This window comes from Ruegeria sp. CF3, assembly GCF_056537365.1.
This window is the reverse complement of record NZ_JBQFRK010000007.1, coordinates 30,296-54,186: the sequence shown is the minus strand read 5'-3', so window position 1 is coordinate 54,186 and position 23,891 is coordinate 30,296. Positions and strand designations below refer to the sequence as shown.

Genomic DNA, 23,891 nt, shown 5'->3' with positions numbered 1-23,891 from the left:
AAGGGCAGCTAACTGGAGGCGCGCGATGGGGATCCGCTTTTTCTCGGACAAGAACAGGCCTGTTCACATGGGTCCGTTCCCGCTGGAACGGCTGGCGCGGCTGGATCGGATGCCTGATCTGGCGCAGGTCGAACCGATGTGTGCGCTTAGCTTTCGCAAGCCCGAGCAGCCCGAAAGCATCGTGAATGCGATGGGCGAGTTTCAGGCGATGATGGATGCAATTCGGGATGGATTTGTGAACCCCGTCGCATCGGAAATTCCTGCCAACCCAGCAGATCGTGCCAATCATCTGAAAGCGTTTGGCTATTTCAACGATGCGTCGATGATGGGCTGCGGGCCGCTACCCGCGGAGGCGATGTTGGCTGAGCCTCGGCGCAACCCGGATATCGACCGGCTGGCACATGCGCTTAGGACGCGGCAAACCAAAACGCTGGCCTCGGGCATCGATGTGATCATGGCGGATCTAAAAGAAAGCATGGAGGCCGCGCCACGCCCGATGGACCGTCATCGCCATACGCTCGTGTTTCTCTATGAGTTCAACCGCGATCCGGACCCCTCTGAGCCCGGGTCCGATTGGATCATGGATGCGCAGGATCACCGCGCCTGTTTGCTTGCCACCGAGAATGCTGTGGTCATTGCCAACTACATCCGCCTCCTGGGTTTCGATGCGCGGGCGCATACGGCGATGTCCTCTGAGGTTGATCTGGGCAAGCTGGCAGTTGCTGCGGGTCTGGCCTCGGTTGAGGATGGTGCGGTTGTGGTGCCTTGGTTGGGTAAGCGGTTCGGATTGGCCGCTGTGACCACCGAAATGGAGATCGCGCATGACCGACCCTTGCGACCGCTGGCCGAACAACCGTGGTTCCGCACGCAAGGACCTGCATGGTGGCTGGGTGCAGGCTTCGCCAAGAACGCTCTGAACCGGGATGCCTATGCCAAGCGGCGCTATGTGGACGGGGCACATCCTTTTGAAAACCTCAAACGAGTCGACACACCGACCACCTATATCGACGAGCAAAACGTAGCCCGGGTGCCCAAACGCGCAGACATGTTTGCGCGGGCTCAGTTCGGCGACATGGGAAAATCGCTGCAGGATGCGACAAAGGGCGGGCATTACGTGCGCAAATCCGCCCCCAGCTTCGCCCAACGCCGCGCGCTGGGCGCATTTGTTTTGCTGCAGGACGGTGACAGCGCCGAGGCTGTACAGCCCATAGATACCGAAAGAAATGCCGCGAATATCAAGGCTGCAACCTATTTCCTTGGGGTCGATGCGGTCGGGCTCAGCCGGTGCCCCGAGTGGAGCTGGTATTCCCATGACGCCACCGGAGAAGAAATCGTTCCGCCCCATGATCAGGCGATCAGCATGATCATCGACCAGGGCTATGAGACGATGGAAGGCGCCAGCGGGGATGACTGGATCAGCGTGGCCCAATCCATGCGCGCCTACCTGCGGTTTTCACTGCTGGGGGGCGTGATCGCGCAGCAAATCCGAAATCTCGGCTACAAGGCCAAGGCGCATACGGTGATGGATGGCGAGGTGCTGCAACCGCCGCTGCTGCTGTTGTCGGGGTTGGGCGAGGTCAGTCGGATCGGTGAGGTGATCCTGAACCCCTATCTTGGCCCGCGCCTGAAATCCGGTGTCGTGACAACCGACATGCCGATGACGCATGACAAGCCCATCGATTTCGGCCTTCAGACGTTTTGCGAAAGCTGCAACAAATGCGCTCGGGAATGCCCTTCGGGCGCGATCACTGCCGGGCCAAAGCTGATGTTCAACGGCTATGAAATCTGGAAATCCGACAGCCAGAAATGCGCCACTTACCGTATCACCACGCCCGGGGGGGCGATGTGCGGACGATGCATGAAGACCTGCCCATGGAATCTCGAAGGTATATTCAAGGAACGCCCGTTCCGATGGGCCTCGATGAATATTCCGCAGGCCGCGCCTGCATTGGCCAAACTGGATGATGCGGTCGGCAATGGTGGTCTAAATAACATCAAGAAATGGTGGTGGGATATCGAGCTGGAACCTGACGGGGCCTATCGCCCGTCGCAGCACCCATTGAACCGGCGGGACCTACAAAAAGACCTCGATTTGAAGTACGAGGATCAGACGCTTGCGGTCTACCCCGCTCCGCTCGCTCCGCACCCATGGCCCTATCCCTTCAACATGGACCGGGAAGCCGGAATTGCCGCCTATGAGGCGATGGTCACAGCTGAAGACTACAAAGCGCGCAAAACGGCAGGCGATATGTCTGTGATCCACCGTTATCAGGTCGCAGGGGACGCCCCGGTGATGCGGGTGGAACTAACCAAGGTCGACAAGATGACCTCGGATGTCACCAAGTACGAGTTCTCAACCCTCGACGGTGCGCCCTTGCCGAAATGGACTGCGGGCGCGCATCTGGACGTGCTGGTTTCGCCCGAATTCCTGCGGCAGTACTCGATGTCGGGCGATCCCTCCGACCGCAACACTTATCAGATCGGCGTGCTGCGCGAGGATGAGGGGCGCGGCGGCTCGGCCTTGCTGCATCGCATCTTCAACGAAGGGCGCAAGGTCTTCATCTCAAAGCCGATAAACCATTTTGATCTGGACGAGACTGCAACCAAAACCTTCCTGATGGGCGGTGGTATTGGCATCACGCCGATGATTGCTTTTGCCCACCGACTGTATGCGATGGGCAAACCGTTCGAGTTACACTATTCCGCCAGCACACGAGCAGGTGCCGGATATCTGGATGATCTGGCGGCTGTGCCATGGGCCGATCACGTGCACTATCACTTCTCGGACGAGGGCACACGGGCCGATCTGGAGGCTGTTCTGGGCGGATATCAGGACGGATGGCACGTTTATACCTGCGGCCCTGACCGCTATATGGACGGCGTCATTCACGCAGCCGAACGGCAGGGGTTTCCGGAAGGTGCACGGCATCTCGAATATTTCTCGGTGCCGGAACAGCCCGAATATGAGAACCATCCGTTCACTCTGAAATTGGCGAAATCGGGTCGGGAGTTGACTGTACCCGCTGACAAAGATGCGGCGCAGGTACTTAATGAGGCGGGCTTTCACGTGGATGTGAAATGCGCTGATGGGATCTGCGGGGTCTGCAAATGTGACGTGATTTCAGGTGAGATCGAACACCGCGATTTCGTTTTGTCCAACAAACAACGCGAAGGTGCGATCATACTGTGCCAAAGCCGGGCGGCCCGGGCAGACGGGGTGATCGAGATCGATCTGTGATTGCTCTCGATAAAACGACATTTTGAATCCCAAAAATTGGTCGTTCCAGCCATGGACGCCGCCGACTTGCTGCACTAACGTCCCCGGCGAACCCCAGTCTATCCTGATCAACAGGTGCGAGGTACTTTCATGGATTATCACAGCCCCGCCAGCTTTGCCGAGGCGTCGGCTCTGGCCGCAAATGCAACGGGCATCACTCGGTTTCTGGCAGGCGGCACCGATGTGCTGGTGCAGTTGCGCTCGGAATTGGTGACGCCCGATACGCTGATCGACATCAAGAAGATCGATGGCGTTAGCGAAATTACCCGCAATGCCGATGGCAGCTGGACGCTGGGCGTCGCCGCGACCGGCGCCGAGATGAGCGAGCACGCCGCGTTGGGCCGCGATTGGCCGGGTGTGGTCGAGGCGATGGATCTGATTGGATCGACTCAGGTACAGGGGCGTGCGACGCTGACCGGGAATCTGTGCAATGGCTCTCCGGCGGCGGACTCGGTGCCAGCGATGGTTGCGGCAGGCGTTACAGTCACCGTGACGGGCCCGGACGGCACACGAGAGGTGGCGGTCGAAGACATCCCGACGGGACCCGGCAAGACCTCACTGGCCAAAGGCGAACTGATCTCGGCGGTCAACATTCCAGCGCGTGGCGACAACGCCGGTGACGCCTATCTGCGCTTTATCCCGCGCACCGAGATGGATATCGCGGTGGTTGGTGTGGGCGTAAACTTACGACTGGATGGCGATACCATCACCGAGGCGCGCGTCTCACTGGGGGCTGTCGCACCAACCGTCTTGCTGGTTGAAGACTGCGCCAAAGCGCTGATTGGCAGCGCGTTGGATGACGCGGCGCTGAACGCGCTCGCTGCAGCGGCCTCGGCTGCCTGCAACCCCATTGATGACAAACGCGGCACTATTGCATTCCGCACCGAAGTTGCTGGCGTTCTGGCCAAGCGCGCCGCAAAAATCGCCTATGCCCGCGCAAAGGGAGAAGACGTATGAGTAAGTTCCACGTATCCACTACCGTAAATGGGGACGCGGTTGAATACCTCTGCGACCCACGCGAAACCCTGCTGGACTGTCTGCGCGACAAGCTGAACCTGACCGGCGCGAAAGAGGGCTGCGGCACCGGCGATTGCGGTGCTTGTTCGGTCAGCGTCGATGGCCGTCTTGTGTGTTCATGCCTGATGTTGGGCGTCGAGGCTGAAGGTAAGCAGATCGAAACGGTTGAAGGGATCGCGGACGGCGACGTCCTGCATCCGCTGCAAAAGAAGATGATCGAGTATGCCGCCCTGCAATGCGGCATCTGTACCCCGGGCATTCTGGTGGCGGCCAAGTCGCTGCTGGAAAAGAACCCCAATCCCACCGAAGAGGAAACCCGGTACTGGCTGGCAGGCAATCTCTGCCGCTGCACTGGCTATGACAAGATTATTCGCGCCGTGATGGATACGGCGGCTGAGATGCGGGAGGCTTCGTAATGGCACTGGACGATCGCAAATCTGACTTCACGTTTGTCGGCACCCGACCAGATCGCCCTGACGGTCTTGACAAGGTGACGGGCCGCGCCAAGTTCGGTGCGGATATCTCAGCCCCCGGCATGTTACATGGCGCCATCCTGCGTTCACCCCATGCCCATGCGCGGATCGTCAAGATTGATGCTTCAAAGGCCGAGGCCCACAAAGACGTCAAAGCCGTTGTTACCCGCGCCGATTTCGCCGATGTCCCCTTCAAGCCGGGGCTGGAAGGGGAATTCTGGAACGTGCTGGAAAATGTCATGGCGGGCGAAAAGGCTCTATATGACGGCCACGCGATTGCAGCAGTTGCAGCGACATCAGCCTTGGCGGCGCGCGATGCGCTGAAGTTGATCGAGGTTGAATATGAAGTTTTGCCCCATGTCACAGATGTGGACAAGGCGATGGCCCCCGACGCGCCTGTCATCCGCGAAGGTGCGGCGGACTACTCGGTGCCTGAGGGGATGCACCCCAACGTGGTGCGCTATCACGAAAGCGGCCACGGAGATGTCGAAGCGGGATTTGCCGAGGCGGATCTGGTAATTGAGGACAGCTTCGTTACCGAGGCAACCCATCAGGGTTACATTGAACCTCATGCCTGCATGGGGTCTCTGGGTACTGACGGCAAAGGTGAGCTTTGGTGCACCACCCAGGGCCATTGGATCGCACAGAAAACCTGCGCGGCGTTGCTGGGCATCGAAACCTCACAACTGCGTGTGACCGCGTCTGAGATCGGCGGCGGCTTTGGTGGTAAGACCACTGTGTTCATCGAACCGGTTGCGTTGGCGCTCAGCCGCAAGGCCAACCGCCCCGTAAAGATCGTGATGACCCGGTCCGAGGTGTTCCGTGCGACCGGCCCGACTTCATCGGCGTCGATGGATATCAAGATCGGCATGAAAAAGGACGGCACCATCACAGCAGCCGAAGGCATCTTCCGCCTGCAGGGTGGTGCCTTCCCGGGTGCACCCGGCGACATGACCGCCATGTGTGCCTTTGCGCCCTACAACCTGACCAACGTTCGCCAGGTCGGCTATGACGTGATGGCCAACCGCCCGAAACAGGCCGCCTATCGCGCGCCGGGCGCTCCGATGGGTGCGTTTGCGGTCGAATCCGTTCTGGATGAGCTGTGCAATCAACTCGGCCTCGACCCGGTGGATGTGCGCCTAAAAAACGCCGCGCATGAAGGCACCAAAGCCAGCTATGGCCCGACCTATGAGCGTATAGGTCTTGTCGAAACGCTTGAGGCCGCCAAGGCGCATCCGCATTACTCGGCCCCTTTGAAGCCGGGGCAAGGGCGCGGCATTTCCTGTGGGTTCTGGTTCAACCATGGTGGTGAGACCTCGGTATCTCTAGCACTGTCCGAGGACGGCTCGGCCCAAGTCATGGTCGGTACGCCGGATATCGGCGGATCACGCGCGTCAATGGCGCTGATGGCGGCCGAGGTTCTGGGCATTCCCTACGAGAACATTCGCGTCACCGTCGCCGATACGGCAACGCTGGGTTACAATGATGTGAGCCACGGCAGCCGCGTGACCTATGCCTCGGGTCTGGCGACAATCAAGGCGGCGCGCCACGCGGTCGAGCAGCTATGCGCCCGCGCAGCGGCCAGTTGGGGAATCCCGGTTGATGCGGTGAAATGGGAGAACGGCTGTGCCGTGCCCTCAGGCCCCAATGCCGGTGACTTCGATCCGCGCCCGCTGGCCGATATCACCGCCCATATGGGCGCGACCGGCGGCCCGATCTCGGGCCATTTCGAGGCCACGCCGGAAGGCGCGGGTGTATCCTTTGGCACCCATATCGTGGATGCCGAGGTCGACCCGGAAACCGGCAAGACCAGCATCACCCGCTACACGGTCATTCAGGACGCGGGCAAGGCGATCCACCCGACCTATGTCGAAGGCCAGTATCAGGGCGGAGCTGCGCAGGGCATCGGTTGGGCGCTGAACGAGGAATATATCTATGGTGAGGATGGCCGCTTGCAGAACTCGATTTTCCTCGATTACCGCATCCCGGTCGCCAGCGATCTGCCGATGATCGACACGGTGATTGTCGAAGTGCCCAACCCCGGCCACCCGTTCGGTGTGCGTGGTGTGGGAGAGACCGGCATCGTGCCGCCCTTGGCCGCCATCGCCAACGCGGTCTCCAACGCGGCCGGTGTACGCCTGAAGCAACTGCCAATGTCCCCGCCGCGCATTCTTGCCGCGCTCAAGGACAATGGTTGAGGTCCACCTCTGGTCCAGCCTCCGGTCTTTGACCGGGGGTCGCGAGGTGGTCGAGGTTGAGGCCGCCACCACGGGCGAATTGCTGCAGGAACTGGTGCGTATACATCCCCGGCTGCAGGCACCGATCGATGCGGGGGTCTCGGTGGCGTTGGACGGGCGCATCATCGCGACCGGACTGTCCGAGCCGATTCCGGAAGGTGCTGAGGTTTATCTGATGCAGCGTCTCAGGGGCGGTTGAAGGCGAAAGGTCTAATCGACCCCCTCCCTCACGCGAAATCACGGGACAGGATGAACGCGCAACACTGCTCGGTCAGATATTGGAAGCGCGAACGCTCGCGGACATAGAGATACACTTGCCTTTTGTCGTGAAGGTCCGTGATCGGGCGGTAAGATACCGCCTCCGGCAAGAATTCGGCAACGGTTTGAGGAAGCACTGTGATCCACTCGCCCGATCGCACCAGCGTGATCAATGAATGCGTGTTGTGAATTGTGATCTCGGCGTTTTTGATTGCCGTATGGAAAGCCGGCGTTTGAATCAGATCGCACAACGTGTTTCGGACAAAGGGCGCGGTGGCGATGTCGGGGATATTCAGCGGTTCTGCGCGTGTGATCAGAGGATGATCCGAGGCAGCGACCAATCCAAAGGAGTCCTGAAATAGCGGAATGGTTCGGATGCCGTTCAGGGCGTGATACCCGGATGCGATTCCGATATCTGCCTGATCCTGAGCGATAGCATCCAACACCTGCTGCGTGTCGGTGTCGCGCAGCTCGATCTTCACCCCGGGGGATTCGCTGCTCATGTGGTGCAATAGTGGTGGAAAGATCAACGCGCCAACCGACGGGACGGATACGATCCGGATCAATCCCCGTTCAGCCAGCGCGGCGGCCTCGATATTCTGGACGGTCTGATCGAATTGGCGCACTTGCCGCAAGCCCAGATCGAGTACCTGCTCACCCAGCGGGGAAAGCTGGTTCTTGCGCTCGCCTTCGAACAGCTTTTTGCCCAGATGGTCTTCGAGCTGCTTCAATGTCATCGAGACGGCTGATTGCGTTCGACCAAGGCGGTCGGCGGCCTCGGACAGGTTCCCGGTCTGGGCCACCGTGCAAAAGCAACGCAGCATTTCAATCTTGATTGCCAAATTCAGTTTCCTTGAAGTTTGTTTAAGTTATTTGAGTTTGACTGATGTGCATCGGAAAATCCATCCTGTGACAAACGAATTCTGACTCTGGGGCGCATTGTGACCAAACTGAACCTGATCGCTGGCGAATGGCTGGCAGGCGAAAGCGAAATCGAAAACCGCAACCCTTCTGATCTGACTGACCTGGTTGGTATGTTCGCGCAAGCCAGCAGCGACCAACTTGAAGCGACGCTGGATCAGGCACGTGTCGCGCAAGCTGAATGGGCTGCCTATGGGCTGGAACGTAAGCAGGCAGTTCTGAACGCCATCGGTAACGAGCTGATGACCCGCGCCGAGGAACTGGGCACGTTGCTCAGCCGGGAAGAGGGCAAACCGCTGGCCGAAGGTAAGGGCGAGGTCTATCGAGCGGGTCAGTTCTTTACCTACTACGCCGCTGAATGTCTTCGTCAGATTGGGGAAAACGCCGACTCCGTTCGCCCCGACATCGAGATTGACGTGCGCCGCGAAGCGGTGGGTGTTGTCGCCATTATCAGCCCGTGGAACTTTCCCACCGCGACCGCTTCGTGGAAGATTGCGCCCGCGCTGTGCTATGGCAACGCTGTTGTGTGGAAACCGGCCAACATCACGCCTGCCTCGGCTGTGGCCCTGACCGAGATCATCGAACGTCAGGACATTCCCAAGGGTCTGTTCAGCCTGGTGATGGGCTCGGGCCGTTCGATTGGCCAACGTCTGGTCGAAAGCCCCAAGGTCAACGCGATTTCCTTCACCGGTTCGGTTCCGGTCGGCAAGGGCATCGCGGCGGCGGCGATCCAGAACCTGACCAAGGTACAGATGGAGATGGGGTCGAAAAACGCGCTGGCCGTGATGGACGACGCCGATCTGGATCTGGCGGTGACGCTGGCGCTGGGTGGTGCATTCGGCGGCACCGGTCAAAAATGCACCGCCTCGTCGCGGCTGGTGGTTCACGCGGGCATCCATGATGCCTTTGTCGAAAAGCTCGTCGCAGGTGCGCAGGCGATGAAGGTTGGTCACGCGCTGGAGCAGGGCACTCAGATGGGTCCCGTCGTAAGCCAGCAGCAACTAGGCGAGAACCTCGCCTATGTCGATCTGGGTAAATCTGAAGGGGCCGAACTGGCCTGCGGTGGACAGCGCCTAGAGATGCCGCATGAGGGCTTCTACATGTCGCCGGGCGTGTTCCTGAACACCACCAACGACATGCGCATAAACCGCGAGGAAATGTTCGCGCCGCTGACCAGCGTGATCAAGGTCGGCAGCTATGACGAGGCGCTGAGTGTGGTGAACGACACCAATTTCGGCCTGACCTCGGGCATCGTGACTAAATCGCTGGCCCGTGCCACCCATTTCCGCCGCAATGCGCGAACTGGTGTGGTGACGGTGAATCTACCTACGGCAGGCACCGATTATCACGTACCCTTTGGCGGTCGCGGCGACAGCTCGTACGGGCCGCGCGAACAAGGCAAAGCAGCGGCAGAGTTCTATACCACCGTCAAGACCGCCTATATCAGCGCAGGCCCCGTCTGATGCGTATCGACGCGCTGCAATATGCCAACTGGTCGGAGAAGATTTTCCGCCAACTGCGCGAAGGCGGCGTGGATGCGATCCACGTCACCATCGCTTATCATGAGAATTTCCGTGAAACCGTTCTGAACTTTGAGAAGTGGAATCGCTGGTTCGAGCAATACCCGGACCTGATCATGAAAGGCCGTTGGGCCAGCGACATCGACATCGCGCGCGAAACGGGGCGGACGGTTGTGTTCTTCGGGTTTCAGAACCCATCCCCGATCGAAGACGATATTGGTCTGGTTGAGGTTCTGCATGATCTTGGCGCCCGCTTCATGCAGCTGACCTATAACAACCAGTCGCTGCTGGCGACCGGCTGTTATGAGGCCGAAGACACCGGCATCACCCGCATGGGCAAGCAGGTGATCAAAGAGATGAACCGCGTGGGCCTTGTTGTCGATATGAGCCATTCGGCGGATCGGTCGACCATCGAAGCGGCGGAATTGTCCGAGCGCCCCATTGCCATCACCCATGCCAATCCGCACGAATGGTCACCTGCTTTGCGCAACAAGCGCGATGCGGTGATCCGGGCGGTGACGGAAAATGGTGGGATGCTGGGCTTTTCGGTCTATCCTCATCACCTGAAGGACAAGTCCGACTGCACGTTGGAGAGTTTCTGCGAGATGATCGCCCGCACGGCAGATACATATGGCGTCCAGCATCTGGGGATTGGCACCGACCTGTGTCAAGATCAGCCCGACAGTGTGGTTGAATGGATGCGCGTGGGGCGCTGGACAAAACAGATCGACTATGGCGAGGGTTCGGCCTCGGCCCCCGGTTTCCCGCCAATGCCGGGCTGGTTTCGGGACAATCGCGACTTCGGCAACATCGAGTCCGGCTTGCGCGCCACTGGCATGAACTCCGACGAGGTCGCGGGGATCATGGGCGGCAACTGGTACCGCTTCTTTGCCGATAATTTTGAGCCACAAGGCACATGATGGACCAAAACCCGCATATCGCACGCCGCGACCCGGCCACTGTGATGCGCCTGTCCCGTCTAGGATCGTTGCATCAATGCCGTCTAAGTTTCATGCGGCAATTGACCCGTCGGATGGCTGCCGAAAACTGGACGTTCACCCGCCCAGTCTTCCAGATTGATGAAAAGGGCGTCGGTCACGCGGTCTACACTGCACAAGGTCCGGAACGCGCTTATTCGTTGGTGGCGTTTGCCCATGATCTGCCACCCGAGCAACGCTCGGATCGTGTGATCGCCGAGGCATGGGACGCGACCTTTGCGTTGTTTGACGGAATTCCTGACCCGGAAGACATTGAGCGGCTTTCGCAAAACGTACCTCTGCAAGAGGCCGGGCGTGTAAGCGAAAGCGAGCTGTCCTTGTCACGGGCCAACCGCTCGGTGCGTCTGTGGGCACATGTCGTGGATCGTCTTGCCACCGGTCAGCAGCCCGACCTCGAACAGATTTACAAGGTCGGTTACCTGATGCGGACAACCGCCGTGTATGGCTCGGGCAAGTTCGGCGCGGCAGATCGTGAGAGGATTGCAGACCGAGGCGAAGTCAGCGCGCCATTTCAGGCCGAGATGCTTTCGGTCTACCTGACGCGGACCTTCGTGCGCGATCTGGTGGAACATATGGCCCGCGCCAGGGGTGGCGACCAGACCGCAGAGTTGAGCCCGGAAATCGCGCGTTGGCTGGGTATAGGCAATTCGACCGGGCTAGGTATGGCACCTTTCATCGTCAATCACCCGATCCTGTTCAACAACTGGATCATGGTCCGGGAAGAGGCGATCTCGCGGGTTCGGTCCATTGAGACCGCAACAGAGGCAGAAGCGGCCAAGTTTCGCAACATCTTCGCCCGTAGCAAATTGTCGATCTCGTGGTGGAAGTCCGAGCATCCAATCCAGATCGAAAAGCTCGCGGCGCTGAATGCTGACTTGTGCGCAATATCGGACTATCTCGACAAGACCGATCTGACGGGCAATCAGCCGTGGGACCGCTTGATATTGTGGTCTCAGGCTACGCTCAGCGAAGAAGGGCAGGAGTTGTTGGCCTCGCTGATCCTTGAACCCTACGGTGAACTGGTCGATGGGCTGACCAGCTGTATGGCAGACAGCAACGGTGCGGCGCATGTGATTGATGGCACGATGACCGTTGGCGCGGTGCGCGACCTGATCCGCGCCAGCTTTGGCTGGGCAATGGATCTGGACTGGAACGCGCCCGAACACTGCGCGCGCGCTTGGTATGTGTCCGAGGAAAAGCTCGAGCCCCGGCTGGGTGAGCGGTTTGACGAACCGATTGCAGACTACGAACAGCCGCTTGCCCCGGCGCGCGACGCGGCGCTGGCCGAAAGCGCGCTTTCGGAATGGGCGGATGGTGCACCCATCGCCGAGTTCCTACTTGAACACCCTGAACACCGCCACACGATCCGTCGCGCGCAAATGAGCCGCGTCGCGCCTTACGGCGAAATTCGCGACAACACGATCAGCGCGGATGTTCTGCCGATCGACATGCTGCGTGCCAAACTCTCGTTCTTTGGCGCCACGCATTTCGATCCTCGTTCAGACCGCTGGGTACGTATCTGCATGTACGCTGGCGCGCCTTATCCCGAAGAGTTAAGCAGCAAGACTGCCGATCTGTGGGTCTATCCGGAGCTAGGATCGTGAACGTATCGCTGAATGAGGTCGAAGCCACGGCAAAACGCGCCGCGCGCGGAGCCGGATATCCATGGGGTCTGGCGGAAGAGGCGGGCAAAGCCACGCGTTGGTTATGCGCGCACGGGATTGATGGCACGAAATCCCTGGCGCAATTGTTGGAGCAAGGTCTGGCAGCCTCACTCAAAAATCACCGCCCGGTTGCGATGCAACCGGTTTGGGCGGGGCAAGGCGTGCTTTGCCCGATCATTACGGGCGCGTTGCTTTCTGATCGGTCTGACCTGCTGCACGCAGGTCCCATACGTATCCAGAAGCTCGCAGTACCTGTTTTTCTGCTGCCCTTCGTAGCCTCGGCGGCACGCGCCCAGAATAACGTGATCACGCATACGTGCGATCTGTTCAGGGCCGCAACGGATGGCGGTCGTCTGGAGGCGGGGCAGGATTGGCCATCGTTTTCTGATCACACCCAGATCACGCTGGGCGGCCAACTTACCACCCCTCGACCGCACGTGACCCGCGCATCCTCGGACCCGGTTTGCTGGGACACCCTCAACCGATTTGCCCATCGCACCTACGCGCCTGCTACCGAAGAATCCCGACTGTTGGGTGCCGGCGCTGGCCTGTCCGACAATGACTGAATGAGAGAGCGACATGATCGAAACCCGTACCCTTAGCCTTGCTGAAATCGAGGATCTTTCTTTTCGTGCGTTGGTGTCCGCGGGCACCAGCGAAGAAAACGCGCGCCCATTGGCAATTGCAACCGCCGCAACCGAGGCGGACGGGGTGGCGAGCCATGGTCTGGCCTATATCCCGATCTATTGCGAACATGTTCAGTGCGGCAAGGTAGATGGGCAGGCCACCCCTCAGCTGTCCCAGCCGCGCCCCGGCGTAGTGACGGTCGACGCCGCGACCGGGTTCGCCCACACGGCGATCGACGCGGGGTTCGAGGCATTGATCGCTGCGGCGCGCACGCAGGGCGTTGCGGTGCTGGCGATCCGCAACAGCTATAACTGCGGCGTGCTGGGGTATCACACCTACCGGCTGGCACAGGCTGGTTTTGTGGGACTTGGGTTCACCAACGCGCCCGCCTCCATCGCGCCGTCCGGGGGTGCCAAACCGGTGGTCGGAACCAACCCATTTTCAATCGCGGTCCCTGGAAACGACGGCCAACCCGCATTACTGATCGATCAAAGCGCCAGCACCATCGCCAAAAGCGAGGTCATGAAACACGCGCGCGAAGGCAAACCAATCCCGGTTGGCTGGGCGTTGGACGCAGATGGCAACCCTACGACCGACCCGAATGTTGGGCTTAAGGGTTCCATGGCCCCATCGGGTGGGTACAAGGGGGTTGGCGTTGCCCTGATGACCGAGGTTTTGGCTGCAGCGCTGACCGGTGCCACGCTTGGGATACACGCCTCACCTTTTTCGGGAACCGCCGGTGGGCCTCCGAAAACAGGCCAATTCTTTATCGCAATTGACGCTTCTGCGACTGCGGATGACGCATTTTCTTCCAGAATTGTCGATCTTGTCGAAGCGATCCGATCTCAGAACGGCGCACATTTGCCCGGTGACGGCCGCCAGGCAAAGCGTTTGGTGGCCAAGAACGATGGTGTGGCTGTCAGTGTAGCGACCCTCGACAAAATAGAAGCTCTGCTGACGTAGGGCTCGATGGCGAAGCTCCGGGACGCTCATGAAGATCTTTCTGGAAATCAGGACACGTGCGAATAGGGAGGAAACACATGTCTATGAAGGAACCTTTTACCGATCTGGAGATCAAGCGATCTTCGGGCGGGTTTTATGAAGGGCACAGTGTTGAGATTGCCTTGCTGAGCAAGTCAATCATGGTCGCGCTGGTTATCTGGGCGCTTGTCTGGCCCGCAAATGCAAACGGAGTTCTTGGAAGCCTGAACTCGCGTCTGCTGGAAGATTTTAACGCCTTCTATATCATTATTGTCGGCTTTTTTGTCTTTTTCCTGTTTGTCGTGGCGGCGCTGCCGCAAACCGGTAAGCGGCTTATGGGCCCAGAGGGCGAAAAACCAGAATTCTCGGATTTCTCATGGTTTTCGATGATGTTTGGCGCGGGCTTGGGCGTCGGTCTCATGGTGTTCGCTACCGCTGAGCCTTTAGGGCTGTGGGGATCGAACCCGGTTGTCATCGCGGGCGATGTCGTCGGCAATAGCGAAGACGCATTGCAGTCGGGATATCGCTACACTTTCCTGCATTACGGGTTTCACGCCTGGGCGATCTATGTGGTGACCGGCCTGTCGCTGGCCTATTACGCCTACACGCGCAACATGCCCCTGACTATTCGCACCGCGCTGACACCTCTGTTCGGCAAGCTGATGAACGGCTTCCTGGGCCACGTCGTGGATGTGCTGGGCGTGGTAGCAACCATTCTGGGTGTTTCAGTTACCATCGGGTACGGGGTTTCGCAGTTCATCGACGGCCTATACGCCATTTCGGGTATGGAATGGATGATGGATCTGACCGGTGACGCACCAGCCCCCAGTACTGTTGGTCTGCTGGCTGGCCTCATTGTGATCATGGGCCTCTCGATCATCTCGGCTGTCTCTGGTGTTGGTCGTGGCGTCAAGTACCTGTCTAACCTGAACCTGGTGTTGTCGCTGATCCTGTTGCTGGTCTTTGTTGTCTTTGGGTCGTTCCTGTTCGCGATGACGACTTACGCAACTGCATTTGTCGATTACATCCAGCACTTCATTTCGCTCAGCTTTGGTGCTTTCAATCCGCAATCGGCGGCGGCGTTTGATGCTGCCCTGCCGAGTGAAGCAGCGCCGTTTGCCGATGCGCTTTATGCCGGTGCGACCAATCCTTGGGGATCGTTTGACGGGTTCAAATCTGGCCTGGAAGGCGACGCCGCCGCGCTGCCGGACTCTGTTCTGGCTTCGGTCTACGCCGCAGGTGATCCGGGTCGGCAGTTTGGCTGGCAAGCGGGCTGGACCACGTTCTACTGGGCCTGGTGGATCGCGTTTTCGCCTTTCGTCGGCCTGTTCCTGGCGCGCATTTCCAAGGGACGCTCGGTGCGTGAGTTCATCATCGGTTGTGTCTTTGCCCCTGCGCTGGTCTGCTTTGCGTGGATGACCATTCTGGGTGGCACCGCGATCGATCTCGAACTGAATGGCACCGCCGAAGGCGCCATCATCGGGGCGTCGAACACCGCCAAGCTGTTTGTCACCTTGCAAGAGATGATCACCGGTGGGCTGTTGTCTGGCATCACCGTGATGTGCGTCGTCCTGATCATGACCTTCCTGGTCACGTCGGCGGACTCGGGCATTCTGGTGATGAACACCATCATGTCTGGCGGAGATCAGAACATCGGTAACAAGCACAAGATCGTCTGGGGCCTTATCCTGACAGCGGTGATTGGCGCTCTGATCCTGGCTGCGGGTGAAAACAATCCGATGGACGCCTTGCGAAATGCGATGATCATCGGTGCGCTACCCTTTACGATGGTCATGGGCCTGATGTGCATAGCGCTCGCCAAGGCGCTTTATCGCGATGGTCTGAGGCAAAAGCAGACCACAGCACCTGCGGAATAAACCTAGGCACGGGCGGTTGTGATGCAACCGCCCGCTGTCATCAGGCGCTTGCGCGCGTCAACTTCAACTCAATTCAATGAAAATGCCAGTGGCTGAGACGCCACGTGATCGTGCACCATTTGAAGCATTATGTCGGACGTTAAGATGGTGCTGCTGGAGAGAATTGAACTCTCGACCTCTCCCTTACCAAGGGAGTGCTCTACCTCTGAGCTACAGCAGCGCTGTGGGCGGGTGATTAGACTCAAACGAAACGCGGCGCAAGGGTGTCTGGACGGTTTTTTTCTACTCCTGTAGAGAAAGGCAATGGCAGACAAAAATTCACCTAAAAAACACGGCAAGTCCGGGGAAACGCGCGAAGACCGTCTAAAGGCGGCGCTAAAAGCGAATATGGCGCGGCGCAAGGCTCAGGCCAAGGCGCGAGCCACCTCCGGGGACAAAGCCGGCAAGGACGAGGGATAAGAGCAAATGGATTCGATTCTGGTAACGGGCAATGGCCCGCTGAACGGGCAGATTCCCATTGCGGGGGCCAAGAATGCGTGTCTGACGCTGATGCCCGCGACCTTGCTCAGCGAAGAACCGCTGACGTTGACCAATGCGCCGCGTTTGAGTGACATCAAGACCATGACGGCGCTGCTGCGGTCGCTGGGTGCCGAGGTGTCTTCGCTGCAGGATGGTCAGGTCATTGCGATGTCCAGCCATGACCTGAACAGCCACACGGCGGATTATGACATCGTGCGAAAAATGCGCGCTTCGAACCTGGTGTTGGGGCCGATGCTGGCGCGGCTGGGGCAGGCCGTGGTGTCGCTACCTGGTGGATGTGCAATTGGCGCGCGCCCGATGGATTTGCATGTCGAAGGGCTTGAGGCGCTGGGCGCCGAGATCGAGCTTAAAGATGGCTATCTGCACGCGAAGGCGTCGGGCGGGCTGAAAGGTGCTGTGCATGAGATGCGCTTTGCCTCGGTTGGCGCGACCGAGAACATCGTCATGGCCGCCACGCTGGCCAAGGGCACCACGGTGCTGAAAAACGCCGCGCGCGAGCCCGAGATTGTCGATCTGGTCGAATGCTTGCGCAAGATGGGCGCTCAGATTTCGGGTGAGGGGACCTCGACCATCGAAATTCAGGGTGTCGATCGTCTGCACGGCGCGACCCATCAGGTGGTGACCGACCGGATTGAACTTGGCACCTATATGCTGGCCCCGGCGATCTGCGGGGGCGAGGTTGAGCTGCTGGGCGGGCGCATGTCGCTGGTCGAATCCTTCGCTGCCAAGCTGGATGCGGCGGGGATCAGTGTTTCTGAAACCGACAAGGGGCTGAAAGTTTCTCGTAAGAACGGGCGTGTGACCTCGGTCGATGTGGTCACCGAACCCTTTCCAGGTTTCCCGACCGATCTGCAGGCGCAGATGATGGCGCTGATGTGCACTGCCGAAGGTGTGTCCGTGCTTGAAGAGCGTATTTTCGAGAATCGCTTTATGCATGCGCCCGAACTGGTGCGCATGGGCGCGAATATCGAAGTCCATGGTGGCACGGCCACCGTAACCGGGGTCGAACGATTGAAAGGTGCTCCGGTGATGGCGACAGACCTGAGGGCCTCAGTCTCGCTGATCCTTGCCGGAATGGCGGCGGAAGGTGAGACTGTTGTCAGCCGGGTCTATCATCTGGACCGCGGATATGAACATGTGGTGCGCAAGCTGGAAGGCGTGGGCGCAAAGATCGAACGGATTAAGGGTCAATGACAGACGCAAGTTTCAAAGATGGCCGCGAGGCACCGCTGAACCTTGGAGCCGAGGATGCCGATGACCTGCGGGTGATTGCGACCCTGACGCAGGATGCGGTTTTCCCGGTGACCGAGATGACATGGCAACCCGGCCAGCGCCGCTTTGCGCTGCTGCTCAATCGCTTTCGTTGGGAAGACAAGGATGCCGCTGCCCGGCGCGGTCGCGCCTACGAGCGGGTGCAGGCCGTTTTGATGTTCGGCTCGGTTCTGTCGGTAGCCAGTCAGGGCATCGACCGCAGCGACAAGGACATGATCCTGTCTCTGCTCTCGGTCGAATTCGAGCCAAGCGAGGATGGTGCGGGGCAAATCCTGTTGACCTTGGCAGGCGACGGCGCGATCCGCCTGTCGGTTGAGGCCATCGATGCAACGCTCAAGGATGTGACGCGTCCCTACAAGGCGCCTTCTGGACAAGCGCCCCATCACCCCGAGTGAAGAATAAACGTGGCATCGCTCAGGCCTTCCCGAATCCGCCACGCGGCATCGCGTTGCGGCGGGCAACCGTGTTTGATGTATTCGACATCAGCCGTGTTCTGATCCGATCGATCCGTAACCTCTGTCGGGCGGATCATCTGGATAATCCCGAAAACCTTTCCCGCTGGTCTGCCAATAAGGATCCGGCTTCGGTCCGAAACTGGATCGATAGTGGAGCAATCCTTAGGGTCGCTACGCAAATGGGAGTGGTTACTGCAGTGGGCGGTCTAAGTGGCGAGGGTGAGATATCTCTGCTCTATGTCGATCCCGATCACGCAGGGCGCGGGCTCGGAGCAGCGCTGCTGCACCGGTTGGAAGAGGAACTGCAAGCACGTGGCGCCTCTGAGGCGCATCTGCACGCGACCAAAACGGCACATTCGTTCTATCTGGCGCACGGCTGGCATGATGTCGGCGACCCGACGGAATGGCACGGCATCCCCCAATTCCCGATGCGCAAATCGCTGCACCCAGCGGCCTAAGGGTTGAGGCCACCCGGCCCGGGCGATAAGACCCGTTGAAACGCTTCCGGAGTCTCTCACATGCCCGCTTTCCTCGATACGACCTCCGCCGATTTCGAACCTGCATTTCAGGCGCTGTTGTCCGCCAAGCGCGAGGACAGCCCCGATGTGGATGCGGTCGTGGCGCAGATCATCGATGATGTGCGGACCCGTGGTGATGCTTCGGTGATCGAACTTACCGCGAAATTCGACCGGCTGGAGCTGACGCCCGAGACCATGGCCTTTTCATCCAATGAGATCGCCGAGGCCGTTGCGCAGGTCACGCGCCAGGACGGGGCCGCGTTGGAACTGGCTGCAGAACGCATTCGTGCATATCACGAAAAGCAGATGCCCGAGGATCATCAGTGGACCGATGAGGCAGGCGCAACACTCGGCTGGCGCTGGTCGGCGGTGTCGGCTGCAGGGCTTTATGTGCCGGGCGGATTGGCGTCCTACCCGTCGTCAGTTCTTATGAACGCAATACCTGCGAAGGTGGCGGGCGTAGACCGGTTGGCCATTGTCGTCCCCACACCTGAGGGTCAGGCAAACCCGCTGGTCCTGCTGGCGGCACAACTGTCGGGCGTGGATGAGATTTATCGCATCGGCGGCGCGCAAGCTGTGGCCGCGCTGGCTTATGGCACCGAAACCATTGCGCCGGTCGATAAGATCACCGGACCGGGCAACGCCTTCGTGGCCGCCGCGAAACGCCGTGTATTCGGCAAGGTCGGCATCGACATGATCGCGGGCCCCTCGGAAATTCTGGTCATTGCAGACAAGGACAACGACCCCGACTGGATCGCGCTGGACCTGCTCAGCCAGGCCGAGCATGACGAAAGCGCCCAATCCATTTTGATCACGGATGACGCAGAATTTGGTCAAGCCGTGACGCAAGCGGTGGAAAAACGTCTTGAGACCCTGCAACGCCGCGCCATCGCCCGGGCCAGCTGGCGCGACTTTGGTGCCGTAATCACTGTGCGCGACCTGGACGAGGCTGCCGCGCTGTCCAACCGCATCGCGCCTGAACATCTGGAACTCTGCGTGGCCGACCCGGTGGCGTTAAGCCAGCAAACGATCCATGCCGGTGCCATTTTCCTTGGCCAGTACACGCCCGAAGCCATTGGCGATTATGTCGGCGGCCCCAATCACGTGCTGCCCACAGCGCGTTCGGCGCGCTTTTCGTCTGGCCTTAGCGTGATGGATTTTCTCAAACGCACAACGCTCAGCCAGATGACACCCGAAGCTTTGCGCGCCATCGGCCCGGCGGCTGAAACGCTCGCGCAATCCGAAAGCCTCGAAGCGCATGGCCTGTCCGTTTCGGCGCGCCTTAATCGGCTGAATGGCTGAAGTGACGCAATGACTTGGCACGCATGGCGCTTCTGTACGTTGCTCAATGAAAATCGTTGTTATAGGTCTGTGCAGACGCAAGGATTGTGACCGTTAAGATGACCCGTATTTCGCATATCGAACTGGACGACCGAAATCTGCCCCCGCCGACACCGGAGATCGAGCAGGAGCGGAAGGTCGCCATATATGATTTGCTTGAAGATAACTCGTTCACGCTGCCAGCGCGCGACGATCGGATGATCCCCGACGGGCCCTACCATGTGCAGCTATCAATCCGTGATAAGCGACTGGTTTTCGATATCGCCACCGAAGCCAGCGAGAAGGCGGCTGAGTTTCATCTGTCGCTTGGTCCATTCCGGCAGGTCGTAAAAGACTATTTTCAGATCTGCGAGAGCTATTTCGATGCGGTGAAAACACTGCCGCCCAGCCAGATCGAAACGATCGATATGGCTCGGCGCGGCATCCACAACGAAGGCAGCCGCGTGTTACAGGAAAGGCTGGAAGGCAAAGCTGAGGTTGATACTGATACTGCCCGCCGCCTCTTTACGCTCATCTGCGTCCTTCATTTTGGAGGCTAACGGGTGACGCCTCTGCCGCAGTCCATTCTGTTCTGTTGCGACCACAATTCGGTTCGGTCACCCATGGCCGAAGGCATCATGAAGAAGTTTTACGGCACCGGCACCTATGTGCAATCCGCTGGTGTGCATAACGATCTTGAGATCGATGGGTTCTGCATCGCAGCCTGTCAGGAGATTGGCGTTGAGCTGTCCCGTCACCGCTCGCGTTCTTTTGACGAAATGGAGCAATGGGGCGATGACCTCAGTTCATTTGATCTGATCGTGGCCCTGTCACCCGCCAGCCAGCGAAAAGCGCTGGAACTGACGCGTTTTTTTCACCTCGATGTCGATTATTGGCCAATTATGGACCCTACCGGACTAGGTGAAACCCGCGAGGACAAGCTACGTCATTATCGACAAACCCGAGATCAGATCATCGCGCATCTGAAAGACCGCTGGGGTGAACCGACGGAGTGACCATGAACCCGATCGTGAAAACTTACTTTGATGCCTTCAATGCCGGTGACGTGGATGGCATGTTGGCCTGCCTGTCGGATGACGTGGCCCATCATGTCAACGAAGGTCAGATTCGCGTCGGCAAAGAGAAATTTGCCGCCTTCTGCGCGCATATGAACCGCTGCTACCGCGAGAACCTGACGGATATCGTGATCTTCGAGGCCGAAGGCGGTACCCGTGCCGCGGCTGAGTTCATCGTCAACGGAACCTATCTGGAAACTGATGAAGGTCTGCCAGAAGCGTATGGTCAGACTTACCGCTTGCCTGCGGGTTCGTTTTTTGACCTTAACGACGGCAAGATCACCCGCGTGACCACGTTCTACAACCTTGCGGACTGGACCAAACAGGTCTCGAATGGCTGAGATTTCGCAGGTCCGCGCAATGACCGGATCGACATTGGTCGACGCGTTGGATGAAGTCGCGCGTCTGCGGATCGACGTATTTCACGCCTGGCCATATCTCTATGATGGCGATCTGAAGTATGAGCGGAAATACCTGCAGTCTTACGTCGATAGCGCCAGGGCCATCGTTGTCGGAGCGTTCGACGGTGATACTATGGTAGGTGCTTCGACGGGTGCGCCCTTGACGGATCACGCCGACGATTTCGCGGCCGCGTTCGAAGGCTCGGGCCTGTCGCTGGGCGACATCTTCTATTGCGCAGAATCGGTTCTGCTGCCGGAGTATCGCGGACAGGGCGCAGGCCATACGTTCTTTGATCTGCGCGAAGCCCACGCCCATGCGATGGGATTCACCAAAAGCGCCTTCTGCAGTGTAGTACGCCCTGACGACCACCCCATGCGACCAGATCATTACCGCCCGTTGGATGCCTTCTGGCGCGCGCGGGGTTATGCGCCGCTTCCTGGCGTCGTGGCGCAATTCTCGTGGAAGGATCGAGGCGACGATTGCGAAACCCAAAAGCCGCTTCAATTCTGGATTCGGGATTTATAAGCCATCCATGCGCGTCGCGCCGGGTGTTTGAAACGGGTTGTGGCATTGTGAGTTGGCGATGACATGTGCGGCCGAATTTGCCTGAAACACCCTGTGATTGTATAGTTTCACTTATTCAATTGCGTGTTTTCATGGGGAAATTTGATGAAGTCCGTTTTCAATCGCCTGATTCCGGCCTTGGTGCCGCTGACTTTGATCACCGGTTGTGCCTACGAGAACAGGGCCTTTAATGCCGAGCAAACCGTGCTGTCGAATACATCGGGAGACGTTATCCAGCACGCTGTAGGGATCGGGGGTGCGTTTGAAACGGCACCAAAAACATTTCAGTCCACAAGCCTGTTGCTTGAACGCGGTCCTATTCGTACGTCGTATTATGCGCTGCAACTTTCAGATGCCTACAAAAGGCTGGGCGACGAAGCAGCGCGCAATCGGGACCTGACAGCGGCGGCACTGATCACTGTAGCAGGCGGTGCCGCGCTTGGAAGTGCGGCCTCGATCTCAGGGAAAGACCTGGCCTTGGTCTTGGCCGGTGGAGCTTTGATCAATGAAGGCGTTAAATACGTAAACCCTAACAGCGCGGCGCAGGCTTTCTACGTGGCATCCGAGTCAATGGCGTGCGCAAGCGCTGCGATTGCCGCCCATGTACCTGTGGACACTCCACCCGACATTCGTGTGTCTTCTCTGACCCTTTGGTACATTCGAAAAATTGAGGTTTTGCTGCGCGCGGGATTGAAGCGGGACGTACCGGATTGGAACACGTTGCTCAAAAACCTTGGTTTGACGAGGCAGGGAGCCAATGAGGTGGACGCTCTGCGAGCTGGAGACATAAACCTCAGTGCATTGGAAGTAGACTTGGAAAAGTGCCTGAGGCGAGAACCGGTCGAGAAAGGCAAAGCCAAGACTTAGTACGTCGTGCGGGAGACTTTTCCGTAGAACAAAAAAATACGCCTCTGTTTTTGACCTCAATCCGAAAACTGCCGCCGTTTTGCTGCGCGGATCTCGCGAGCTTGTTGTTCTTGTCCTACGCGAAATGAATCCTCGACGAAATCCATATGCGTGCGTGCGGCGGTTTCTGCGCGGTCCGGGTCGCCGTCGATGATGGCCTGCGCGATTGCCTTGTGCTGCTCAAGCAACGCTTCACCCGTGCCGTCCATCGAGCGCAGGAAGCGGCGGTTGTAGAACACGCCTTGGCGCGTGAGGTCATAGATGGATGCCATCATGTGGATAAGGGTCGTGTTTTGGCTCGCATCGACAACGGCGGCGTGCAGTCGAAAATCAGCCTCTTCACTGGCATCCTGATCATCATTCTCCCAGGCTCGCTGCATTTCATCGATGATTTCAGCAATCCGTTCCTTGTCGGATTGTGTAGCGCGCTGTGCGGCGAGGCGGCTGGCAAAGGCCTCTTGCTCGCGCCGGTATTCAAGATAATCGTAGAAAGCACTGCCGTGCCGGGCATAGAGAGACAGAAGGGCGGGCGACATGGCACGACCGGTCAGTGGGGCGATAAAGGTGCCCTCGCCATGTCGCACGGTCACCAAGCCGCGATTTTCGAGGGTTTGGAGTGCTTCGCGCAGCTTGGGGCGTGAAACGCCTAGGGCTTCCGCAAGCTCCCGTTCAGACGGGATTTTGCGACCCTCTTTCAGGATTCCATCAACAATCATTGTCTCGATTTGTGCGACGACCGCATCGGCAATTGATTCGTGACCAACGGGATCAAAGAGGCTGTTCGTGCTCATAATTCCTGTCCGGTAGTTAGATTAAAGATCGTCGAGGTTGTTTATAATATTTACCACTAGCTTCCGGCATTGCAAGAAAAACTACCCAAAAATACGGACGCTCGCCGCGCATATAAGCGTTTGTTTTTATTGAGTGTCGCAAAATTATTCGAAAATTTCGGGTTATGAAAGGTCAATCTTGGTTATGAGCCACACCA

The 23,891-nt window shown here is 58.8% G+C and carries 23 protein-coding genes and 1 tRNA gene; 21 read left to right on the top strand and 3 right to left on the bottom strand.

Translation table 11 applies throughout. The features are described 5' to 3' along the window. Window positions 1-25: 25 nt before the first annotated feature. The 5 genes from ACR0KC_RS19220 (at window position 26) to ACR0KC_RS19200 (ending at window position 7,203) form a co-directional block, all read left to right on the top strand. Window positions 26-3,238: a reductive dehalogenase gene (locus tag ACR0KC_RS19220; RefSeq protein ID WP_480791462.1), complete on the top strand. Its 3,213-nt coding sequence runs from the start codon at window positions 26-28 to the stop codon at window positions 3,236-3,238. A 129-nt stretch (window positions 3,239-3,367) separates the two neighbouring features. Further along, window positions 3,368-4,234, top strand: coding sequence for an FAD binding domain-containing protein (locus ACR0KC_RS19215; RefSeq protein ID WP_480772141.1), 867 nt, complete (start codon window positions 3,368-3,370; stop codon window positions 4,232-4,234). After that, window positions 4,231-4,710 (top strand): (2Fe-2S)-binding protein, encoded by a 480-nt coding sequence (locus tag ACR0KC_RS19210; protein ID WP_170408211.1) that lies wholly within the window; start codon window positions 4,231-4,233, stop codon window positions 4,708-4,710. Before ACR0KC_RS19215 ends, ACR0KC_RS19210 begins: the two co-directional genes overlap by 4 nt. Continuing rightward, entirely contained in the window at window positions 4,710-6,965 is a 2,256-nt protein-coding gene (locus ACR0KC_RS19205; RefSeq protein ID WP_170408212.1) for a xanthine dehydrogenase family protein molybdopterin-binding subunit, read from the top strand. Before ACR0KC_RS19210 ends, ACR0KC_RS19205 begins: the two co-directional genes overlap by 1 nt. Further along, window positions 6,958-7,203, top strand: coding sequence for a MoaD/ThiS family protein (locus ACR0KC_RS19200; protein WP_170408213.1), 246 nt, complete (start codon window positions 6,958-6,960; stop codon window positions 7,201-7,203). Before ACR0KC_RS19205 ends, ACR0KC_RS19200 begins: the two co-directional genes overlap by 8 nt. A gap of 28 nt (window positions 7,204-7,231) precedes the next feature. On the opposite strand, the gene ACR0KC_RS19195 is transcribed toward ACR0KC_RS19200, so the two are convergent. Continuing rightward, window positions 7,232-8,104, bottom strand: coding sequence for a LysR family transcriptional regulator (locus tag ACR0KC_RS19195; RefSeq protein WP_480772140.1), 873 nt, complete (start codon window positions 8,102-8,104; stop codon window positions 7,232-7,234). Between the two features lie 99 nt (window positions 8,105-8,203). Between ACR0KC_RS19195 and ACR0KC_RS19190 the strand changes: the two genes are divergently transcribed. The 6 genes from ACR0KC_RS19190 to ACR0KC_RS19165 all read left to right on the top strand — a co-directional run bounded on the left by ACR0KC_RS19190 (window position 8,204) and on the right by ACR0KC_RS19165 (window position 15,850). Beyond that, complete coding sequence (locus tag ACR0KC_RS19190; protein ID WP_480707415.1) at window positions 8,204-9,646, top strand: aldehyde dehydrogenase family protein; 1,443 nt, start codon at window positions 8,204-8,206, stop codon at window positions 9,644-9,646. After that, window positions 9,646-10,623, top strand: coding sequence for a membrane dipeptidase (locus tag ACR0KC_RS19185; RefSeq protein ID WP_480707414.1), 978 nt, complete (start codon window positions 9,646-9,648; stop codon window positions 10,621-10,623). Before ACR0KC_RS19190 ends, ACR0KC_RS19185 begins: the two co-directional genes overlap by 1 nt. Continuing rightward, window positions 10,623-12,305 carry a hypothetical protein gene (locus ACR0KC_RS19180; protein WP_480772185.1) on the top strand — a complete coding sequence of 561 codons (1,683 nt, stop codon included), beginning with the start codon at window positions 10,623-10,625 and terminating at the stop codon, window positions 12,303-12,305. The genes ACR0KC_RS19185 and ACR0KC_RS19180 overlap by 1 nt, the downstream gene beginning before the upstream one ends. After that, the gene (locus ACR0KC_RS19175) at window positions 12,302-12,931 is read left to right on the top strand and encodes a DUF3726 domain-containing protein (RefSeq protein ID WP_480772139.1); all 630 of its coding nucleotides are present in this window, start codon (window positions 12,302-12,304) and stop codon (window positions 12,929-12,931) included. The genes ACR0KC_RS19180 and ACR0KC_RS19175 overlap by 4 nt, the downstream gene beginning before the upstream one ends. Window positions 12,932-12,944: 13 nt before the next feature. Continuing rightward, a complete protein-coding gene (locus ACR0KC_RS19170) occupies window positions 12,945-13,955 on the top strand; it encodes an Ldh family oxidoreductase (RefSeq protein WP_170566737.1) in 1,011 nt (336 codons plus the stop codon). A gap of 77 nt (window positions 13,956-14,032) precedes the next feature. After that, window positions 14,033-15,850: a BCCT family transporter gene (locus tag ACR0KC_RS19165; RefSeq protein ID WP_170625441.1), complete on the top strand. Its 1,818-nt coding sequence runs from the start codon at window positions 14,033-14,035 to the stop codon at window positions 15,848-15,850. 145 nt (window positions 15,851-15,995) lie between these two features. On the opposite strand, the gene ACR0KC_RS19160 is transcribed toward ACR0KC_RS19165, so the two are convergent. Continuing rightward, window positions 15,996-16,070: transfer RNA gene (locus ACR0KC_RS19160), tRNA-Thr, on the bottom strand. An 83-nt stretch (window positions 16,071-16,153) separates the two neighbouring features. Here ACR0KC_RS19160 and ACR0KC_RS19155 point away from each other — a divergent pair. From ACR0KC_RS19155 to ACR0KC_RS19110, 10 genes are all read left to right on the top strand, one after another. Further along, complete coding sequence (locus ACR0KC_RS19155; protein WP_170425679.1) at window positions 16,154-16,309, top strand: hypothetical protein; 156 nt, start codon at window positions 16,154-16,156, stop codon at window positions 16,307-16,309. 6 nt (window positions 16,310-16,315) lie between these two features. Continuing rightward, window positions 16,316-17,584 (top strand): UDP-N-acetylglucosamine 1-carboxyvinyltransferase, encoded by a 1,269-nt coding sequence (gene murA / locus ACR0KC_RS19150; RefSeq protein WP_170398447.1) that lies wholly within the window; start codon window positions 16,316-16,318, stop codon window positions 17,582-17,584. Next, on the top strand, window positions 17,581-18,057 hold the full coding sequence (locus ACR0KC_RS19145; RefSeq protein ID WP_170398450.1) for a DUF2948 family protein: 477 nt from the start codon (window positions 17,581-17,583) through the stop codon (window positions 18,055-18,057). The genes murA and ACR0KC_RS19145 overlap by 4 nt, the downstream gene beginning before the upstream one ends. Continuing rightward, window positions 18,054-18,575, top strand: coding sequence for a GNAT family N-acetyltransferase (locus ACR0KC_RS19140; protein ID WP_480791463.1), 522 nt, complete (start codon window positions 18,054-18,056; stop codon window positions 18,573-18,575). The genes ACR0KC_RS19145 and ACR0KC_RS19140 overlap by 4 nt, the downstream gene beginning before the upstream one ends. Before the next feature lie 60 nt (window positions 18,576-18,635). Continuing rightward, a complete protein-coding gene (gene hisD, locus ACR0KC_RS19135; RefSeq protein WP_480772137.1) occupies window positions 18,636-19,937 on the top strand; it encodes a histidinol dehydrogenase in 1,302 nt (433 codons plus the stop codon). Window positions 19,938-20,035: 98 nt separating this feature from the next. Then, window positions 20,036-20,515 (top strand): UPF0262 family protein, encoded by a 480-nt coding sequence (locus ACR0KC_RS19130; RefSeq protein WP_170398457.1) that lies wholly within the window; start codon window positions 20,036-20,038, stop codon window positions 20,513-20,515. A 3-nt stretch (window positions 20,516-20,518) separates the two neighbouring features. Next, window positions 20,519-20,971 carry an arsenate-mycothiol transferase ArsC gene (locus ACR0KC_RS19125; protein ID WP_170398460.1) on the top strand — a complete coding sequence of 151 codons (453 nt, stop codon included), beginning with the start codon at window positions 20,519-20,521 and terminating at the stop codon, window positions 20,969-20,971. A 2-nt stretch (window positions 20,972-20,973) separates the two neighbouring features. Further along, window positions 20,974-21,372, top strand: a complete 399-nt coding sequence (locus tag ACR0KC_RS19120) for a ketosteroid isomerase-related protein (protein ID WP_480707409.1) — start codon at window positions 20,974-20,976, stop codon at window positions 21,370-21,372. Beyond that, entirely contained in the window at window positions 21,365-21,958 is a 594-nt protein-coding gene (locus ACR0KC_RS19115) for a GNAT family N-acetyltransferase (protein WP_480772136.1), read from the top strand. Before ACR0KC_RS19120 ends, ACR0KC_RS19115 begins: the two co-directional genes overlap by 8 nt. A 144-nt stretch (window positions 21,959-22,102) precedes the next feature. Further along, entirely contained in the window at window positions 22,103-22,864 is a 762-nt protein-coding gene (locus tag ACR0KC_RS19110) for a hypothetical protein (protein WP_170513804.1), read from the top strand. A gap of 56 nt (window positions 22,865-22,920) precedes the next feature. On the opposite strand, the gene ACR0KC_RS19105 is transcribed toward ACR0KC_RS19110, so the two are convergent. After that, complete coding sequence (locus ACR0KC_RS19105) at window positions 22,921-23,694, bottom strand: FadR/GntR family transcriptional regulator (RefSeq protein WP_480707408.1); 774 nt, start codon at window positions 23,692-23,694, stop codon at window positions 22,921-22,923. Between the last annotated feature and the right edge of the window lie 197 nt (window positions 23,695-23,891).

Bases quoted from the DNA above. Each gene is read 5' to 3' on its own strand.
- ACR0KC_RS19220 (WP_480791462.1), top strand. From the start codon at position 26: ATGGGGATCCGCTTTTTCTCGGACAAGAACAGGCCTGTTCACATGGGT.
- ACR0KC_RS19215 (WP_480772141.1), top strand. From the start codon at position 3,368: ATGGATTATCACAGCCCCGCCAGCTTTGCCGAGGCGTCGGCTCTGGCC.
- ACR0KC_RS19210 (WP_170408211.1), top strand. From the start codon at position 4,231: ATGAGTAAGTTCCACGTATCCACTACCGTAAATGGGGACGCGGTTGAA.
- ACR0KC_RS19205 (WP_170408212.1), top strand. From the start codon at position 4,710: ATGGCACTGGACGATCGCAAATCTGACTTCACGTTTGTCGGCACCCGA.
- ACR0KC_RS19200 (WP_170408213.1), top strand. From the start codon at position 6,958: ATGGTTGAGGTCCACCTCTGGTCCAGCCTCCGGTCTTTGACCGGGGGT.
- ACR0KC_RS19185 (WP_480707414.1), top strand. From the start codon at position 9,646: ATGCGTATCGACGCGCTGCAATATGCCAACTGGTCGGAGAAGATTTTC.
- ACR0KC_RS19180 (WP_480772185.1), top strand. From the start codon at position 10,623: ATGGACCAAAACCCGCATATCGCACGCCGCGACCCGGCCACTGTGATG.
- ACR0KC_RS19170 (WP_170566737.1), top strand. From the start codon at position 12,945: ATGATCGAAACCCGTACCCTTAGCCTTGCTGAAATCGAGGATCTTTCT.
- ACR0KC_RS19165 (WP_170625441.1), top strand. From the start codon at position 14,033: ATGTCTATGAAGGAACCTTTTACCGATCTGGAGATCAAGCGATCTTCG.
- ACR0KC_RS19155 (WP_170425679.1), top strand. From the start codon at position 16,154: ATGGCAGACAAAAATTCACCTAAAAAACACGGCAAGTCCGGGGAAACG.
- murA (WP_170398447.1), top strand. From the start codon at position 16,316: ATGGATTCGATTCTGGTAACGGGCAATGGCCCGCTGAACGGGCAGATT.
- ACR0KC_RS19145 (WP_170398450.1), top strand. From the start codon at position 17,581: ATGACAGACGCAAGTTTCAAAGATGGCCGCGAGGCACCGCTGAACCTT.
- hisD (WP_480772137.1), top strand. From the start codon at position 18,636: ATGCCCGCTTTCCTCGATACGACCTCCGCCGATTTCGAACCTGCATTT.
- ACR0KC_RS19130 (WP_170398457.1), top strand. From the start codon at position 20,036: ATGACCCGTATTTCGCATATCGAACTGGACGACCGAAATCTGCCCCCG.
- ACR0KC_RS19120 (WP_480707409.1), top strand. From the start codon at position 20,974: ATGAACCCGATCGTGAAAACTTACTTTGATGCCTTCAATGCCGGTGAC.
- ACR0KC_RS19115 (WP_480772136.1), top strand. From the start codon at position 21,365: ATGGCTGAGATTTCGCAGGTCCGCGCAATGACCGGATCGACATTGGTC.
- ACR0KC_RS19110 (WP_170513804.1), top strand. From the start codon at position 22,103: ATGAAGTCCGTTTTCAATCGCCTGATTCCGGCCTTGGTGCCGCTGACT.
- ACR0KC_RS19105 (WP_480707408.1), bottom strand. From the start codon at position 23,694: ATGAGCACGAACAGCCTCTTTGATCCCGTTGGTCACGAATCAATTGCC.